This window comes from Micromonospora wenchangensis, from assembly GCF_002210435.1.
Lineage (GTDB): Bacteria > Actinomycetota > Actinomycetes > Mycobacteriales > Micromonosporaceae > Micromonospora > Micromonospora wenchangensis.
In genome coordinates this window covers 1-15,710 of sequence record NZ_MZMV01000023.1, presented here as the reverse complement: position 1 = coordinate 15,710, position 15,710 = coordinate 1, and the positions used below count along the sequence as shown (strand labels likewise).

Here is a 15,710-nt window from a genome sequence, read left to right as displayed (position 1 = left end):
GGCCGTACCCGGGGCGACCCCGCCGCCGCGCCGCGCCTGGCCCGCGCCGTGCAGGGGGCACCTCGGCCCGGCGACGTCCGCCATCACCGGGGCGACCTCACCCTCACGCCGGGTCTACCCGGCGGAAGGCTCGCTCAGGAGCACGACAGCCGTGGCACCCTGGCCCTCACCGAACTCCCAGCTGGCGATCACGCTGCTGCCCGGCAGGTCGGCGATCGGCTGCAGGTCGCCTGGGCAGTCACCGGGGCCGAGGTAGTACGCGCCGGTCATCCGTGCCCACCGGGCGTCGAGGCACAGCCCGCGCAGGTGCCGCCGGAGTGCGTCGTCGCCGATCTGGTCCAGGGTCGATTCCCAACGGGGGTCGACCACACTCACCCCGGGCTCGACGTACCCGTGCCGCACCAGACTGTCGCCGATGTCGCTCAGGCCGTCCGGAGCGCTCATCGTCCACGTCGCCGCGCGCATCGCGTCCAGCAGCGAGCCGTCCGTCCGTGGCCGCAGGAGCAGATGGGGGTACCGCCGGTAGCCGTCGGGGGTGAGCTCGTCGAGACTCAGCGAGCCGGCCTTCAGCGCCCGGCCGATGTCCCTGCCCCACACCACGGCCCGGTCGTCGTCGGTCGTGGCGGTGATCAGCGGCTGGAGCGCGGCGGGCCGCACCTGCGTGGCGACGAACGCCGACCTGGCCAGGTCCGGCACCCAGCGGTCCGGATGGAGCCAGTCACCGCCGAGGTCGCCTGACCTGCCGTTGACGTCGGCCACGAGTTCTCCGGGATCGAGGTCCTCGATCGCCTCGCCAGCGGTCTCGTCGTCGTAGTGGAACACCGCGTACGTGCCCGCCGTGTCGAACTCCGCCAGCGGCCGGCCGAGCAGCAGGCCGAACGCGTGACCGAGCAGGTCGTCCCAGTGGGACACGCCGTCTCCTTCCAGCAGGTGTCGCCAAGCGCGACCGGCGACCCGGGACCGCCGACAGGAGATGATGCCAGCCCCGAATCCGCGGCTGCACAACGCAGGTACTCCCGACAGCGCCACCCCTGCCGTTCGTGCCGTGATCCGTTCGTCGCCCGGTCAGCGCAGCGCTCCGCCGGGTTTCCCGGCGCGGTCGCCGGTTGGCCAGACGGGGGACCTTCCGGACGAACCCGGCTCGTGGCAGGTCGACGCAGGCAGCAGCCGATCCTCGTGCGGGGCGGGCACCGCTTGACGGTTCACTTGCATTTTGCAAGCATGGCCCGCATGAGCATCTTCATCACCTGCCCGGTCGAGAGCGTCGAGCGCGCCACCGCCTTCTACACCGCCCTCGGCTGGACCCTCAACGCCGAGATGTCCGACCACAACGTGTCGTGCTTCGCGATCGCCCCCGAGCAGTACGTCATGCTCGGCAGCCGCGAGATGTACGCGAGCGTCGGCGGAGTCGAAGAGCTGATCGGCGGACCGCAGACGCCCTCGAAGGTCACGGTCTCGTTCGACCTGGGCAGCCGGGAGGCGGTCGACGAGCTCGTCGACCGCGCCGGCGCCGCTGGCGGGCGGATCGGTGACACCGACGACTACCCCTTCATGTACCAGCGTCAGTTCGACGACCCTGACGGCTACCACTACTCGCCGTTCTGGATGAAAGCGGACGCCGACCCGACCGCGTGAGCGACCTCGCCGCGGCCCTCGACATCGTCGGAGCGCGGTGGGCCCTACTCATCGTGGAACGGCTGCTCGACGGGCCACAACGCTACGGCGATCTGCAGCGCGACCTCGGCGTGCCGACCAACATGCTCGCGACACGCCTACGCGAACTCGAAGCGGCTGGAGTGCTGATCCGCCTGCCCCTTCGACACAACACCCGGGCCTACGCGCTGACCGATCGCGGGTTCGCCCTGCGCGAGGCGATCGTCGCACTCGGCAACTGGGGCAGGCGCGACTCCTGATCCGGCGGCGACCGTCCGGCATCATGGCTCATCATTCACGGGAGGCGCAGTATGCAGGGCACGGTGGAGAGATGACTGCCACCGCGGGCGGTCCGATGGTACGAGACATGACGCCGCGCCAGTCGGCCGACGTACGGGTGCACCGCTGGCTGATGATCGTGGGGGCACTCCTCACCGCCGTGGCCCTCCTGCTGTTGTCGCTTCTTCCTGACCCGCCTGCCGAGGCGACCGCGATCACGGCGTGGGTCGAACGCGGCCACTCGTTACTACTGTGGAGCAACGAACTGCTGTTCTTCGCGGTCATCTGCTGGGGAGCCGGTGCGCGCGGCCTCCTCAGCACGGGCCGGGCCGGCCCGTCGGCGCGGATCGACGCGGGAGGGACCGCTCTCACTGTCGCCCTCGTCGCGCTCGTCGTCGTGCTGCTCGCGGTGGGGCGTCTGGTCTACCCGGTGTTTGAGATCGACCTGTCAACCGAGGTCGTAGCCCTGCTCGTCAGCTCGACGTTCGGCGCCCTGCACGTGGCGTTCCTGGGTCTCGCCGTTGCCGCGGTCACGCTCAGCTGGTCGACCCGCGCCGGACTGATCGGGCGAGCTGTCGGCATCGTTGCCGCAGCCGCATTCGTCGCGGGCTCCTTCCCCTGGTTGACACCGAACTGGTGGAACTCACTGGTACCGGCGCTGGTCGCCGCGTGGGGCGTCTCTCTCGCCACCGTCACCCGCACCGGGAATTCCGGCGACGCGACGGAAAGCACGAGTACCACTGGCTAGCGCATCAACCGCCACAAGCGACACGCTTGCTCGTTTCCGGCTACAGTCCGACCTTGCCCGTGGCCCAGTAGGGCCGCGTGGTGATCGCGCGTCGGTCGAGGAGGCCCGCGCCGACGAGTGCCTCTCGTTGGCATTGGATGGACTGGGCATGCCCGAGCAGGAGCACGCCGTCGATACCGGTGAGCTCCTCGCGGCGAATCGACTCGTCGAGCCACGAGCGGATCGTGGCCCCCGGATCGTCGGCGAGCGCGGCGAGGAACCGGTAACGCGGCCATCGCTCGCGGAGCTGGTCGACCGCGTCGGACGGAGCCTCGACCAGAACGGTCGGCGCGTGGGGGTCGGCGCTGGCGACGGCATCGAGGGTGCCGAGCGCGGAGCCGTCGCCGATGAGCAGCCGCCGAGTGCCAGTCACCCTCAACGGGACGTGGCGACCGGCCAACAGCGTGGTTTCCGTCCCTGGGCGCAGGTTCTGCAGCCATCGCGCACCCGGTCCGTCGCCGTGCAGGACGGCGAGAACGGTGATGCGGTCGGCTGCTTCGACAGTGCGGACGGTGTAGCGGCGTCCCTCTGTCGCAGTGGCGCGAACCTGCACCTCGTGGCCGGGCCGCCACCCGCCCGCCGGCGGTTGGGCGTGGAACTCGACTTCCAGGAAGTGAGGCGCGATCTGCGCAGCACGCAGCACGCGCGCTCGACGTCCGAGGAAGGTTTCGGCGAGTCTGCCGACGAGGGCCGGTGCTGTGGGCATGAGGGTGTCTCCTTACCGAGGGGCTCAGGGAATTCGCGGTGGAGGGGGCTCGGCGAGGTCGATGGTCACCTCGGACAGGGGTTGGCCGACACACGTCAGGGTGTAGCCGGCGGCCCGCTGCTGCGGGGCCTGCGCGCAGTGCACGTACGCCTGCCTGATCGCCACCGTGGTCCGTGCTCCCTGCCGGGAGGTGACCGTGCCGTTGACGCGCAGGACCTCACCGACGCCTGGCAGCAGGAAGAACATCGACGCCGGCCCGGGGGCGGCGTCGGCAGCGGGGAGGGCGAACGAGAGCCGCGTGGGGGAGTGGACGCGGGCGAACCCGGTGACGCCGCCGACGAACGTCGTCCGGCTCGTGCCGCCGGTGTCGCGGTAGCCGAACGCCGCGACCGGGCTGTGGGCCAGGACGGTGCGGCAGCCCGCGTCGAGGGCACCGACCTGTTTGAGCATGACCGCGGCCGGTGGGCGGCCGACGAGCGCCTCGACCTCGTCCACGGTCGTGAGTCGATGCAACACCACGGTTCCTCTCGGCCGGGGGCGGGGTGGGCCGGGTAGCCGGCGAAGGTGCCGTCGGCTGTCGATGCACCGAATCGGTGACACCTTGTTTCGGCAGCTCAGAGCTCTATTATGAGCAATAGCTCAGCTCTTTGCCTACTCGCTTTCCGTGCCCCGGAAGGACCCTCGGATGCCGTCAGCCGACCGTCGTCTCCAGCCTCGTCGCGAGCCCCGCCAGGTGCGGGCCGAACTCACCCGGGAGCGCATCCTGGCCGCCGCTGCTCACGTTTTCAGCGAGTACGGCTACGCCGCCGGCACCACGAACCGCATCGCCGAACGGGCCCGGGTCTCCATCGGATCGCTGTACCAGTACTTTCCGAACAAGGACGCGATCCTCGCCGCGCTGCTGGTGCGGCACATCGATCGCGGCACCTGGACCCGGGCCGACGAACTCGACCTGTCACCGGGCACCCTGGCGGCGACGGTCCGGGCCCTGGTCCGCGACGCGATCGACAACCACAGCGAGGACCCGCAACTGCTGCGCATCATGATCGAGGAAGCGCCGCTGTCGCAGGAGCTGCTCGACACCATCGACCGGCACGGCAGGCAACGCGTCGCCCAGATCCGTGACCTGCTCGCCCTGCACCCGGACGTCCGCGTGACCGACCTCGACACGGCAGCCGAACTCATCGTGTTCACGGTGGAGATCAACACGCACAAGCTGATGGCCGACCCCCGACCGATCCCGGTCGAACGATTCGAGCGCGAACTGGCGAACATGGTGACCCGGTACCTACGCGGCGACCGACACGCGGAATGACCGCCGTCGGCGTGCAACCGGGGCCGGCCCCGTCCAGCCCGCCATCATCCGGGAACCCCACGACGAGGCCCGCGACCTGCCCGCCGACCGTCGTCAGGCCGGGAGCTCAGTCAGCGTCAGGCAAGTACTGCCCGTACGCCGCCGAACACGGACGCAGGGCGTCATCGTCGAGGTGGGCCCGGGCGGTGGCGCGGCCCAGGTTCCACTCCTGCCACGCGTCGCGCCGGTCGGACCCCGACGAGGGTGCCGAGCCGCCGTTCAGTTCGTCGGCGATTACGGCCAACGCACAGGAGCGGTACGGCTCCGGCAGCTTCCGCAGCGCCGGAACGGCATCTGCGGACAGGGTGCTGAGGTAGTACAAGTCGATCCCGTGCTTCTCGGCCCGGTTCACGTTCTGTCGGGCGATGAACGCGTCGGGATTGAGCACGGCCAGGCCGATCAGCGCGCCGACGGCCGCGGCGAGGGCGGCCCGGGGCACCCATCGTCCCCGCAGCTTGATCCCGGCCACCAGGGTGAGCAGGAAGAGCACCCCCAGCCACAGTTCGCCGACGGTCACCAGCAACCGTTGCCTGGTGAACCCGTACGCCTGCTCGTAGGCCGCCATCCGGGACAGGGCCGAGGCGACGATGACCAGGGTCAGGACCGACAGCAGTCCCAGCAGCGTGCGCAACAGCACCCGGTCGGACACCGTGGCCCGGGGCGCGATCTGGGCCGCCACGCCCACCACGATCACGGTGAGCCCGGTGACCACCAGTAGCTGCCAGAAGCCGGCCCTGGCGTACTCGGCGTACGTCAGCCCGGCGGTCTTCGCCACGTGCTCACCGCCGCCGAACAGGACCGTCGCCTGGACCGCGACGAAGCCCGCGAACAGTGCGACCAGTCCGCCGACCGGAAGGGCCCACTCGACCCGCCGGACCAGCCCCGGCCGCGACCCCGGTTCGGGCACGGGCGTGCCGGTCAGCAGACCGTGAGCCGCGACCGCCGTCACCACGACGGCGGCGACCGCCGACCCCAGCCACCGCACCAGGGTGCCGCCGTCGACCGACGGGATCAGCACGGACAGCATCTCGGCGAACGCCGCGTCCGCCTCGGCCAGCAGGAACCCGAACACGGCCAGCAACGCCACCGCCACCAGCCCGGCGACGGTGGTCCGCCGGGCCGCGCCCCGATCCTGAACGTGGATCCTGATCGCGCCCCTGAGCAGCCACCGCAGCGCTGCCGGCACCGAACCGGCCACCCGCAGCGGGGCGGCCACCAGGCTGCCGGCCGACCAGCGATCGGTCAGGGCCACGCAGCCGACCACCCCGGCGGCAAGCACGCACAGCACGAACAGCCACTCCGCCGCGCGCACCGCGCCCACGGCGATCAGCACCACCACGGCTACCGCCTCACCGGCCCGGACCGCAGTACGACCGGACCACGCAGAACCGCGGCCGGCCGAGACCACTGTCGCGGTGGCGACGGCGAGCGCGGTCAACAGCCACCCGATGCCCGGCCGGTCCCACGACAGCGCGACGGCCGCCACGATCGCGGCGCCCGCGGTGGCGGTGATCGCCGCCCGGGGCCGTGGCGCGGGCGTGGCTCCGGGCGGCCCGGACCCGGGCGACGAAGGCCCGGTCGAGGACGACGGCTCGGGCGGCTCGCCCGGTGGTGGCGTGGCGCTCGTGACGGGCAACGACATCAGATCCCCTTTGGACGCGGTGACGCGGCTTACGGATCTGTGTCTAGCGGGCGGTGGGTTGTCCGGCTTCGGCAGTGCGGTATGGACAAACAACAGTGGACAACCGACTCGACCGTTTCCGTGGTTCGACGTTGTCCGGTTTCCGGGGGTGGGAACTGAACAACCGCCGACCAGGCGATTCGACGACGGCCGCTGATAGCATTCGCATCTGTCATTGGGGGTGGGAAATGCCGCGTCCGGAGCGTCCGGTGGATCCGGGCGAGGGGCCGGCGCAGCGGTTCGCCGTCGCCCTACGGGAGCTGCGGCAGTCGGCGGGCAATCCGACGTACCGCGTGTTGGCCAAGCGGGCGCACTACTCGGCAACCGCGCTGGCGCAGGCCGCTGCGGGTGACCGGCTGCCGACCCTGGCGGTGGCGGTGGCGTACGCCCGCGCCTGCGACGGCGACCCCGACGAGTGGACGGCCCGCTGGCGGAGTGCGGTCGCGGAACTGGACGCCGCGACGCCACCGACGACCGGTGCCTCCGATCCGGTCGGGGACCGGCCGCCCTACCTGGGCCTGGCCGCCTACGGACCCGACGACGCGGACCTGTTCTGCGGTCGGGACCGCCTCGTCGCCGACCTCACGGACCGGCTGGCCCGGCACCGGTTCGTCGCGGTGGTCGGGCCGTCGGGCTCGGGCAAGTCGTCCCTGCTGCGGGCCGGTCTGCTGCCGGCCTGGCGCGCGAACGAGGAGCTGCGGACCGTGGTGATCACCCCCGGTGCCCACCCGGTGCGGGAGCTGGCGGACAACCCGGTGGCGGGAACCGACGGTCTGCTGATCGTCGACCAGTTCGAGGAGGTGTTCTCCCTCTGCGCGGACGAGTCCGAGCGGGAGACCTTCATCCGCGCGTTGCTCGCGGTGGCGGGCGAGGCGGGCGGCCGCACCCGGGTGGTGATCGGGTTGCGGGCCGATTTCTACGCGCACTGCACCCGGGTGCCCGAGCTGGTGGCGGCGCTGCAGGACGCGCAGCTACTGGTCGGCCCGATGACGCCCGAGGAGCTGTCGGTCGCCGTCACCGAACCGGCGGCCCGGACCGGGCTGATGGTGGAGAAGACCCTCGTCGCCACGATCATCGCCGAGGCGGCGTCCCGGCCGGCGGTGTTGCCGTTCGTCTCCCACGCCCTGTGGGAGACCTGGCGGCGGCGGCGCGGCGCCGGGCTGTTCCTGGCCGGCTACGAGGCGGCCGGCGGCCTGGACGGCGCGCTCGCGCAGTCGGCCGATCGGGTGTTCGGGGAGCTGGACGAGGAGCACCGCCTGGCGGTCCGACGGATCCTGTTGCGGCTGACCGCGCTGGGCGACGGCACCGAGGACACCCGCCGGCGGGTCGCCCGCGCGGAGCTCGGCGACGACGCCGTCACCGCGTACGTCCTGGAACGACTCGCGGCGGCCCGGTTGGTGACGATCGGCGAGGAGACCGTGGAGATCGCCCACGAGGCGCTCATCCGGGGCTGGCCGACGCTTCGGGACTGGCTCGCCGCCGACCGCGAGTCGTTACGCGCCCACCGCCGCCTCACCGGTGCCGCCACCGACTGGGCGACGCACGGCGGGGACGACGCGTTCCTGTACCGGGGCAGCCTGCTCGCGGGCTGGGCCGACCGGGACACCGAAGCCCTCAACGGGACCGAACGCGATTTCCTCGCCGCCAGCCTGGCCCGGCAGACCCGCGAGCACGCCCGCCGCCGGCGGCGGATGCGGGTCACCATCGGCAGCCTGGTCGCGGGCCTGGTCACGGTCAGCCTGCTGGCCGTCCTCGCCGTGGTGCAGACCGTCGCGGCGAACGCCCAACGTGACCTCGCCGTCGCCGACAGCCTGGCCGCCCGGTCGCGTGCGGCGCTGGCGACCCAGCCCGACCTGGCGAACCTGCTGGCGCTGGCCGGGCTCGGCCACTCCGTGACGGCGCAGACCGTGGCCAGCGCGCAGGCGGCACTCTCGGTCCCGATGCACGTCGCGCGGCCACTGATCGGTCACTCCGGCGCGGTGACCGCCGCCGCGTACAGCCCCGACGGCGGCACCGTCGCCACCGGCGGCGACGACGGCACCATCCGGCTGTGGACCGCCGGCCCGACCGCCGCGCTCACCCAGGGCAGTGCCGTGACGGCGATCGCCTTCACCCGGGACGGACGTCTGCTGGCGACCGGGGGAGTCGACGGCACCGTGCGACTGTGGGACGCGACCACCCACCGACCCCTCGGCACGTTGACGGCTCGCGCCGCAGTCGACACGGTGGCCTTCCATCCGGACGGTACGACCATCGCGACCGGGCACGCCGACGGTGCCGTCCGGCTCTGGGACACCCGCACCGGCCTTTCCCGGCCCGTGCCGGTCGGCCACGACGGCCCGGTGAACGCGGTGACCTTCGACCGCACCGGGCTGATCCTGGCCACCGGCGGGGACGACAACACCGCCCGGCTGTGGAACACGGCGACCCGTCACACGACGGTCCTCTCCGGGCACACGGGCGAGGTCTTCGCGGTCGCGTTGAGCCCGGACGGCACGACCCTCGTCACGGGTTCCGCCGACGGCACCGCGCGGATCTGGGACGTCACGACCCACGAGTCCCGGGCCAGTCTCGTCGGGCACACCCGCGTCGTGCGGGCCGTGGCGTTCGGAGCCGACGGCCGCACCGTGGTGACCGGAAGCTGGGACGGCACCGCGCGGATCTGGGACACCATCACGCACCAGCCCCTGGCCACCCTCACCGGCCACACCGACGAGGTGCTCGCCGTGGGGACGAGTCCCGACGGTACGACCGTCGTGACCGGCAGCCGGGACGGCACCGCCCGCACGTGGGACACGAGGACGAGCAGTTCCGTCGCCACGCTCGGGGGCCACACCGGCTACGTCGACGCGGTGGCGTTCAGCCCGGACGGCCGAACCGTCGCCACGGGAAGCAGGGACGGCACCGTCCGCCTGTGGGACACCGCCCAGCAGGGTCAGCTCGCCGTCCTCGACGCCCGGGCCGGCTTCGTCTTCACCGTGGCGTTCAGCCCGGACGGTACGACCCTTGCCACCGGGCACAAGGACGGCCGGATCCGACTCTGGGACACCGGCACCCGCCGACGCAAGGCCACCCTCACCGGGCACACCGACGGCGTCGCCTCGGTCGCCTTCAGCCCCGACGGTCAGCTCCTGGCCAGCGCGTCCACCGACGGAACGGCCCGGTTGTGGGACCTGGCCACCCGACGTGCGTCCGCCGTGCTGACCGGCCACACCGGCTGGGTGGACGCCGTGGACTTCAGCCCCGACGGCAGCACCGCCTCGACCGCCTCGACCGACGGCACGGTCCGGCTCTGGGACTCCGACGCCGGCAGCAGCATCGTCACCCTGGCGCCCGGGACCGGCCACCTGAACGCGGTGGCGTTCAGCCCGGACGGCCGGACCCTCGCCATCGCCCCCGCCGACGGCACCGCCCTGCTGTGGGACATCGCCGCCCGTCGGGTGGCCTCCGTCCTGACCGGGCACACCGCGGAGGTGAACGCGGTCGCGTTCAGCCCGGACGGAAGGACCGTCGCCACCAGCAGTCGGGACGGCACCACCCGCCTGTGGGACCGCGACCGTGGCCGGACGATCGTCGGTCTCACCGGTCACGTCGGCTGGGTCACGGCGGTGGCCTTCAGCCCGGACGGCAGGACGCTCGCCACCACCTCCTGGGACCACACCGCCCGCCTCACCCCCACCCCGGACACCTGGCCCGCCGAGCTCTGCCGCCGGGCGGGACGGAACCTGACCGACGACGAATGGGCGTACCACGTCGGGTCGGAGCCCTACCGGCGTCTCTGCCCCGAGCTACCCTCCGGCCAGGGAGCCGACCCGACCGCGCCCGCATCCACCTACCCCGACCTCCGGCCCCGGTCAGTTTCCCGCTGATCCCACCCGCTGTGCTTCGGCGATCGCCGCCTCGACGGCCTGCCGTGCGCCGCCCGTGCGGGCGACGACCTGCATCAGCACCTGTTTGATGCCGTCCAGGGCCTGTAGCAGTGGTCCGGGTTGTCCGCCCTGGAGGATCGTGGTGACGAGCTGCTGGGTCTCACCGATCCGGGTGATGGCACCGCCGGCCGCGTCGCGGGCGCCGCCGACGGCGCTCTGCACGGGCGTCAGCGCGGCGATCGTCTCCTGCGGGGTGGCCTGCTGGGGTACGGCGGCGACGGCCTTCGTCGCCTCACCGATCGACCCACCGAGCCGCCCCAGGCCGCCCTGCACGTCGGTGAGGGCGCTCCGCAGCCGGGCCACGCCCGCCGCGACAGCGAGGAAGCCGGCGCTCGCGGCACGCAACGCCACCTCCTGCGCCTGCCGGTCGGCGGCGGTGGTCAGCCCCTGCGCCCGCTCGACGCCCGCCATCAGGGCCTTGAGCTCACCGGTGATCTTCTCAATGTGTGACACGTGGGTGACGTCCCCAATCGATGACGGCGAACCGTGCACCTGACGCTACCGAAGACACCCCGGGGCCACCAGAGACAGCGGCAGACGCCTGACCCGGTCGACCAGCCGTGGCGGGTACGTCGGCAGCGCCGCCATGCGTCATCGTGTCCCGGTCGGCGGCCCACTGGTTGCCTGGTCCAGCCGCGCGCAGGTCTGCTTGGGCTGGGGCGGCAGGTTCTCGGCTGTGGGGCCGGGGGGCTCAGGAACCCGCCGCGTTCGCAGGCGCGGTCCAGCCGGTGGCTCGGATCCACTCGACCAGGTCCAGGGCGGTCGGCTCGATCGAGCGCACCACCGCGAGGTCCGAAGGGTGTGCCGCCGCCTCCGCGAACTGGCGGAACATCGCCTGGTCGAGTTCGTTGGGGAGCACGCTCAACGGGAGGGCCTCGTACCGTGCCGGGAGCCCGGCGTGCGCGCCGAACGCCGCGGCGATCCGGGGGCCCGTCAGCTCGTCGCCGACGAGTTCGACGGCTCCGCCGGGTGCCTGCGCGGTGTCGAGCAGGAGCGCGGCGGCGACCCGGCCGATGTCCCTGATCGAGATCATCTTCAGGGCGACGTCCTCGGACAGCGGCATCCTCAGCACGATCTCCCCGTGCTCCAGGCTCGGTGCCATCACGCTCGCGAAGTTCTCCATGAAGGCGGTCGGGCGAACCATCGAGGCCCGCAGGCCGGAGGTTCTCAGGTGCTCCTCGATCCGGTGCTTCGAGTCGTGGTGCGGCACGCCCGACTCCCGGTCCGCTCCGAAGACCGAGTTGAACACGACGTGCGGGACGCCCGCCTCGACCGCCGCGTCGACGAGCGCCTTGCCGATGCGGACCTCCGCCTCGACCTCTTCGAGGCTGTTCGCCTCCGGGGTCATGAAGTAGAACCCCTCGACCGTCGCCAGCGCGGCGGCCAGCGACGCCGGGTCGTCGGCCCGGGTGGCAGCCAGTTCGACGCCGCGGGCGGCCAGCGCCTGAGCCCGGTCGGACTGCGGGTTGCGGACCAGGGCCCGCACCTGCGCCCTGTGGTCCAGCAGCGCGTCGACCACCGCCCCGCCCTGTTGCCCCGTCGCGCCGAAGACTGCGATCGTGCCGGTCGCCTGTGCGCTCATCGCTCTGCCACCCCTCACTAGTTCATGCCATGAACGAAACTAGTTCACGGCATGAACAACGTCAAGGTGTCGGTGTGACAGGACCTCACGGTGTGGCTGGTGGGTCCGCGACGGGCGCAGAGAGGTCCGCAGTGTCCACGACGGCGGTGGCCACGCGCTCGAAGTCGCGCTGGTCGTCGGCGTCGAGGTTCCTCGCGATCTCGGGCAGACGCTCGACCACCTGGGTGTAGAAGGCCTCGGCGAGCACCTTCCCCGTGGGCGTCGCGCCGAGCATGACGACCCGTCGGTCCTGCGCCGAACTCGCCCGGCCGACCAACTCGCGCCGCGCGGTGCGGTCGACCAACTGGCTCAACGCGTTCTTGGTCATCCCCAACGACGCGGCGAGGTCAGCCATCTGCCGCGGCTCGTTCCGGACTGCGCAGAGCAGGGTGGCCTGGGCGGGGGTCAGGTCGAACTCGGCGCAGATCTGCGCGTACTTGCGTTGGATCACCACCGAGAGCCAGAACAGCTTGTCGCCATAGCCCACGCCGGCCTCCCCCGTCCGATGACGAACGGTCAGCCTACCCGCCGGGCCGGCAGACCACGCCGCTCACCAGGGGATGCACACCGCTACGAGACCAGCCGGCACTCCTGCCCCGTCCTCTCACCCTCAGGTGGCGCCTCCACCGGTGCGCGCCGGCGCCATGGGTCCGGTCAGGGCTGCGCGAGGGCGCGGTGCTGGTTCCGTGACGTGTGTCTGCGCGAGTTTGGTGAAGGCCACGAGCAGCCGGTTGGTGTCGTTCGCGCGGGTGGCGAGCACGACTCTGCTCGGCTCGATGCCGACGATCGGCATGAGGATGAGATCGGGCCGGAAACCACCGATGCCCGCGGGGACGATGGCGACTGCCTGCCCGGACGCGACAGCCTCGAACTTGTCCTCGATGTTCTCGACGTGGGCACCGTCGGGGACGGGATGTCCGTCGGGGCGGGGCTCGACGCGCCAGAAGGCGTGCCACTCGGCCGCGAAGTCCTTGACGCGCAGCATGGGTTCGCCGTCGAGGTCGGCCAGGGTGACAGACGGTCTGCCGGACAGCCGGTGCCCTCGCGGCAGGAGCAGCGCGCGAGGTTCGTCGTAGAGGATGGTCACCCGCAGGCCGTCGGTCGGGAACGGCAGCCTGGTGACCACCGCGTCCGCCCGGTGTTCGAACAGAATGGTCCGCGGGTCGTCCCAGCCGACGTGCTGGACGCGGACGTCGGCGTCCGGGTGGTGCCGGCGTAACTCGCGGACGGCGGAGGTGACGATCAGGCCGGACAGGTAGCCGATGGTGATACGGGTTGGCTGGGCCGCGGCCTGTGTCGTGGTGATCGCCTGGCTCGCGGAGCGCAGCACCTTCTTCCCCAGCGGTAGGAAGACCTCGCCTGCCTCAGTGAGCCGGCTGCCTTGCGGGCCACGGTCGAGCAGGCGTGCGCCGAGCTGACGTTCAAGGCTGCGGATCTGCCGACTCAGCGACGGTTGGGTGGTGCGCAGCACTTCAGCTGCGCGGCCGAAGTGCCGATGCTCGGCGACGACCGTGAAGGCCCACACCAGCCTCAGGTCGAGGTCGACGGAATGCTGTGACGGCTCAGCCATACGCCAAACGTAACCCCACCCAGCCACGGCATTACCGGCGAACAGTGCCTTGACCTGCATGAATACGTTAACCGTATTACGCCTTGCAAGCTTCTCATTGGACGCCAAACCGATCCGGCCCGAACACTCGTGACGTGTTCGTTGGTGACGGAAGGTTGAGTAAATGACAGTGGCGAAGCGACCCGGCCTGGCCGCCCGGCTGTACGACCGGGCGACGGCCCGGCAGCAGCGCCTGCCCAAGGCACGCTGCGACATCCGCGTGGAACACGGCCTCGCGGTCCCGGCGCGGGACGGGGTCACGTTGGTGACGGACCACTACCTCCCGGTCGGGCAACAGGGCCGGGGAACGGTGCTGATTCGCACGCCGTACGGACGTGGCCTGCCGATCAACGCCGATGCGCGGCTGTTCGCGGGGCAGGGCTACCACGTGGTCGTGCAGAGCTGCCGGGGCACGTTCGGCTCCGGCGGCCGGTTCATGGGGTTGGCCAACGAGATGGATGACGGGCAGGACGCCGTGGCGTGGTTGCGCCGGCAGCGCTGGTTCGACGGGCGACTGGCCACCTACGGCGCTTCCGCCGTCGGCTGGACGCAGTGGGCCCTGCTGATGGATCCGCCGCCGGAGTTGCGTACGTCGATCATCATCGCCGGGATGCACGACGTGGGCCGATTCGCCTGGCCGGCGGGTGCGATGCGGGTCTACGACCTCCTGACCTGGGCCAGGGCGATCGGCGTCCAGGAGCGATTCGGGGTGCTGGGGGTCCTGACGGTCTTCTCCCTCGCCGCCAGGCTCAACGCGCCGACCCTGGCGGGGCTGCCGTTCGCCGCGGCAGCCGAGCGCTCGCTCAGGAACCGGGCGCCGTGGTTCGGGGAGATGCTGTCCCACCCGGACCTGTCTGACCCGTTCTGGGAGCCCTACAACGCCTGCGCAGCGCTGGAGAAGGTGCAGGTGCCGGTTCGGCTGGTTGCCGGCTGGCAGGACGTGATGCTTCCGCAGACCATGCGCCAGTACGCGGTGCTGCGTGAACGCGGGCTCGACGTGTCGCTCACCGTCGGTCCCTGGATCCACCAGGTGACCGTCGTCGGCGGCAACGGCGAACTGGCCGGGGAGAATCTTGACTGGCTCGCCGAGCATCTCGCCGGTGCGCCGGTGACACGCCGACGTCAGGCGGTCCGTATCCAGGTCACCGGCACTGGCGAATGGCGTGAACACGCGGCCTGGCCACCTCCGGGCACCGAGCAGGTGCACTTCCTGCACCCTGGTGGCCTGCTCACCGAACGCCAGGTCCCGCAGGGCGACTCCTCCTTCGTCTATGACCCCGGCGACCCGACGCCGACCGTCGGCGGGCCACTGCTCGACCGCAGCGCCGGTGTACACGACAACCGCAGCCTGGAACAACGCGCAGACGTACTGACCTTCACCACTGCGCCGATCGTCGACGAACTGGAGATCATCGGCACGCCGGTCGTCGAACTCGACCACGTCACGGACAACCCGCATGCCGACCTGTTCGTCCGGCTCTGCGACGTCGATCCGAAGGGCCGCTCGCACAACTTCACCGAGGCGTTTCTCCGCCTGGAACCGACCGAGAACGGGCCGGTCCGGCTGGAACTCGACCCCTGCGCGCACCGGCTCGCCCCCGGACACCGGCTGAGGTTGCAGGTCTCCGGCGGCTCGTTCCCGCACTACCTGCGCAACGAAGGCACCGGCGCACAGCCAGGCACCGGCGTCCGGCTGGCCCCGTGCACCCACACGGTCCACCACGGTCGGTCCCGCGTCATCCTTCCCGTCGCTCAGCCGGTAGCAGGACCGTGACCGCCGCCCATTCCCGAAGGAGAAGGTGTCAACGATGAGCACGTACGAGGGCAAGACCGTGGTGATCACGGGAGGCGGCAGCGGAATCGGCCTGGCCACCGCGCGGCTGCTGGTGGACGCAGGAGCACGCGTCCTGATCACCGGGCGCGACCACGCGACCCTGGACGCCGCCCGTGATCAGCTCGGCGAGAACGCAATGGCCGTACGCAGTGACGCGGGATCGGTACCGGATATCGAGGCACTGGTGGGCCTGCCCCGTTTTGACGGACATCCGAGATCAGGGGACCTGGGGTCTCCGGGAGGATGTCCATCATCAT

General features: G+C 71.5%; 16 protein-coding genes. 8 read left to right on the top strand and 8 right to left on the bottom strand.

Features of this window, described 5'->3' with window-relative positions:
• Positions 1-114: 114 nt before the first annotated feature.
• The gene (locus tag B5D80_RS15290; protein ID WP_088644544.1) at positions 115-912 is read right to left on the bottom strand and encodes a hypothetical protein; all 798 of its coding nucleotides are present in this window, start codon (positions 910-912) and stop codon (positions 115-117) included.
• A 318-nt stretch (positions 913-1,230) separates the two neighbouring features.
• Between B5D80_RS15290 and B5D80_RS15285 the strand changes: the two genes are divergently transcribed.
• The 3 genes from B5D80_RS15285 to B5D80_RS15275 all read left to right on the top strand — a co-directional run bounded on the left by B5D80_RS15285 (position 1,231) and on the right by B5D80_RS15275 (position 2,680).
• Complete coding sequence (locus B5D80_RS15285) at positions 1,231-1,635, top strand: VOC family protein (protein ID WP_088644614.1); 405 nt, start codon at positions 1,231-1,233, stop codon at positions 1,633-1,635.
• On the top strand, positions 1,632-1,913 hold the full coding sequence (locus tag B5D80_RS15280) for a winged helix-turn-helix transcriptional regulator (RefSeq protein ID WP_088644543.1): 282 nt from the start codon (positions 1,632-1,634) through the stop codon (positions 1,911-1,913). The genes B5D80_RS15285 and B5D80_RS15280 overlap by 4 nt, the downstream gene beginning before the upstream one ends.
• Positions 1,914-1,984: 71 nt before the next feature.
• Positions 1,985-2,680, top strand: a complete 696-nt coding sequence (locus B5D80_RS15275; RefSeq protein WP_144081677.1) for a hypothetical protein — start codon at positions 1,985-1,987, stop codon at positions 2,678-2,680.
• Positions 2,681-2,720: 40 nt separating this feature from the next.
• On the opposite strand, the gene B5D80_RS15270 is transcribed toward B5D80_RS15275, so the two are convergent.
• Both B5D80_RS15270 and B5D80_RS15265 read right to left on the bottom strand, forming a co-directional pair.
• Complete coding sequence (locus B5D80_RS15270; protein WP_088644541.1) at positions 2,721-3,425, bottom strand: SIP domain-containing protein; 705 nt, start codon at positions 3,423-3,425, stop codon at positions 2,721-2,723.
• Positions 3,426-3,449: 24 nt separating this feature from the next.
• Complete coding sequence (locus tag B5D80_RS15265; RefSeq protein WP_211291505.1) at positions 3,450-3,941, bottom strand: hypothetical protein; 492 nt, start codon at positions 3,939-3,941, stop codon at positions 3,450-3,452.
• A gap of 169 nt (positions 3,942-4,110) precedes the next feature.
• Between B5D80_RS15265 and B5D80_RS15260 the strand changes: the two genes are divergently transcribed.
• Positions 4,111-4,740, top strand: a complete 630-nt coding sequence (locus tag B5D80_RS15260) for a TetR/AcrR family transcriptional regulator (RefSeq protein ID WP_088644540.1) — start codon at positions 4,111-4,113, stop codon at positions 4,738-4,740.
• A 106-nt stretch (positions 4,741-4,846) separates the two neighbouring features.
• Here B5D80_RS15260 and B5D80_RS15255 read toward each other — a convergent pair whose 3' ends face one another.
• On the bottom strand, positions 4,847-6,115 hold the full coding sequence (locus B5D80_RS15255) for a DUF4153 domain-containing protein (RefSeq protein WP_158224189.1): 1,269 nt from the start codon (positions 6,113-6,115) through the stop codon (positions 4,847-4,849).
• Between the two features lie 79 nt (positions 6,116-6,194).
• Between B5D80_RS15255 and B5D80_RS33380 the strand changes: the two genes are divergently transcribed.
• Positions 6,195-6,617, top strand: coding sequence for a hypothetical protein (locus tag B5D80_RS33380; RefSeq protein ID WP_158224188.1), 423 nt, complete (start codon positions 6,195-6,197; stop codon positions 6,615-6,617).
• 52 nt (positions 6,618-6,669) lie between these two features.
• Positions 6,670-10,329, top strand: a complete 3,660-nt coding sequence (locus B5D80_RS15250; protein WP_088644538.1) for a WD40 repeat domain-containing protein — start codon at positions 6,670-6,672, stop codon at positions 10,327-10,329.
• On the opposite strand, the gene B5D80_RS15245 is transcribed toward B5D80_RS15250, so the two are convergent.
• The 4 genes from B5D80_RS15245 to B5D80_RS15230 all read right to left on the bottom strand — a co-directional run bounded on the left by B5D80_RS15245 (position 10,315) and on the right by B5D80_RS15230 (position 13,640).
• Complete coding sequence (locus B5D80_RS15245) at positions 10,315-10,842, bottom strand: DUF6244 family protein (RefSeq protein WP_088644537.1); 528 nt, start codon at positions 10,840-10,842, stop codon at positions 10,315-10,317. The two genes, B5D80_RS15250 and B5D80_RS15245, sit on opposite strands and share 15 nt — an antisense overlap.
• A 238-nt stretch (positions 10,843-11,080) precedes the next feature.
• On the bottom strand, positions 11,081-11,971 hold the full coding sequence (locus tag B5D80_RS15240) for an NmrA/HSCARG family protein (RefSeq protein ID WP_088644536.1): 891 nt from the start codon (positions 11,969-11,971) through the stop codon (positions 11,081-11,083).
• Positions 11,972-12,056: 85 nt separating this feature from the next.
• Positions 12,057-12,497, bottom strand: coding sequence for a MarR family winged helix-turn-helix transcriptional regulator (locus B5D80_RS15235; RefSeq protein ID WP_088644535.1), 441 nt, complete (start codon positions 12,495-12,497; stop codon positions 12,057-12,059).
• A 123-nt stretch (positions 12,498-12,620) separates the two neighbouring features.
• Positions 12,621-13,640, bottom strand: coding sequence for a LysR family transcriptional regulator (locus B5D80_RS15230; RefSeq protein WP_211291504.1), 1,020 nt, complete (start codon positions 13,638-13,640; stop codon positions 12,621-12,623).
• Positions 13,641-13,743: 103 nt separating this feature from the next.
• Between B5D80_RS15230 and B5D80_RS15225 the strand changes: the two genes are divergently transcribed.
• Positions 13,744-15,393 (top strand): CocE/NonD family hydrolase, encoded by a 1,650-nt coding sequence (locus B5D80_RS15225; RefSeq protein ID WP_088644533.1) that lies wholly within the window; start codon positions 13,744-13,746, stop codon positions 15,391-15,393.
• A 34-nt stretch (positions 15,394-15,427) separates the two neighbouring features.
• Positions 15,428-15,710 (top strand): SDR family NAD(P)-dependent oxidoreductase (locus B5D80_RS15220; protein WP_144081676.1); only part of this gene is annotated, 283 nt, incomplete at its 3' end.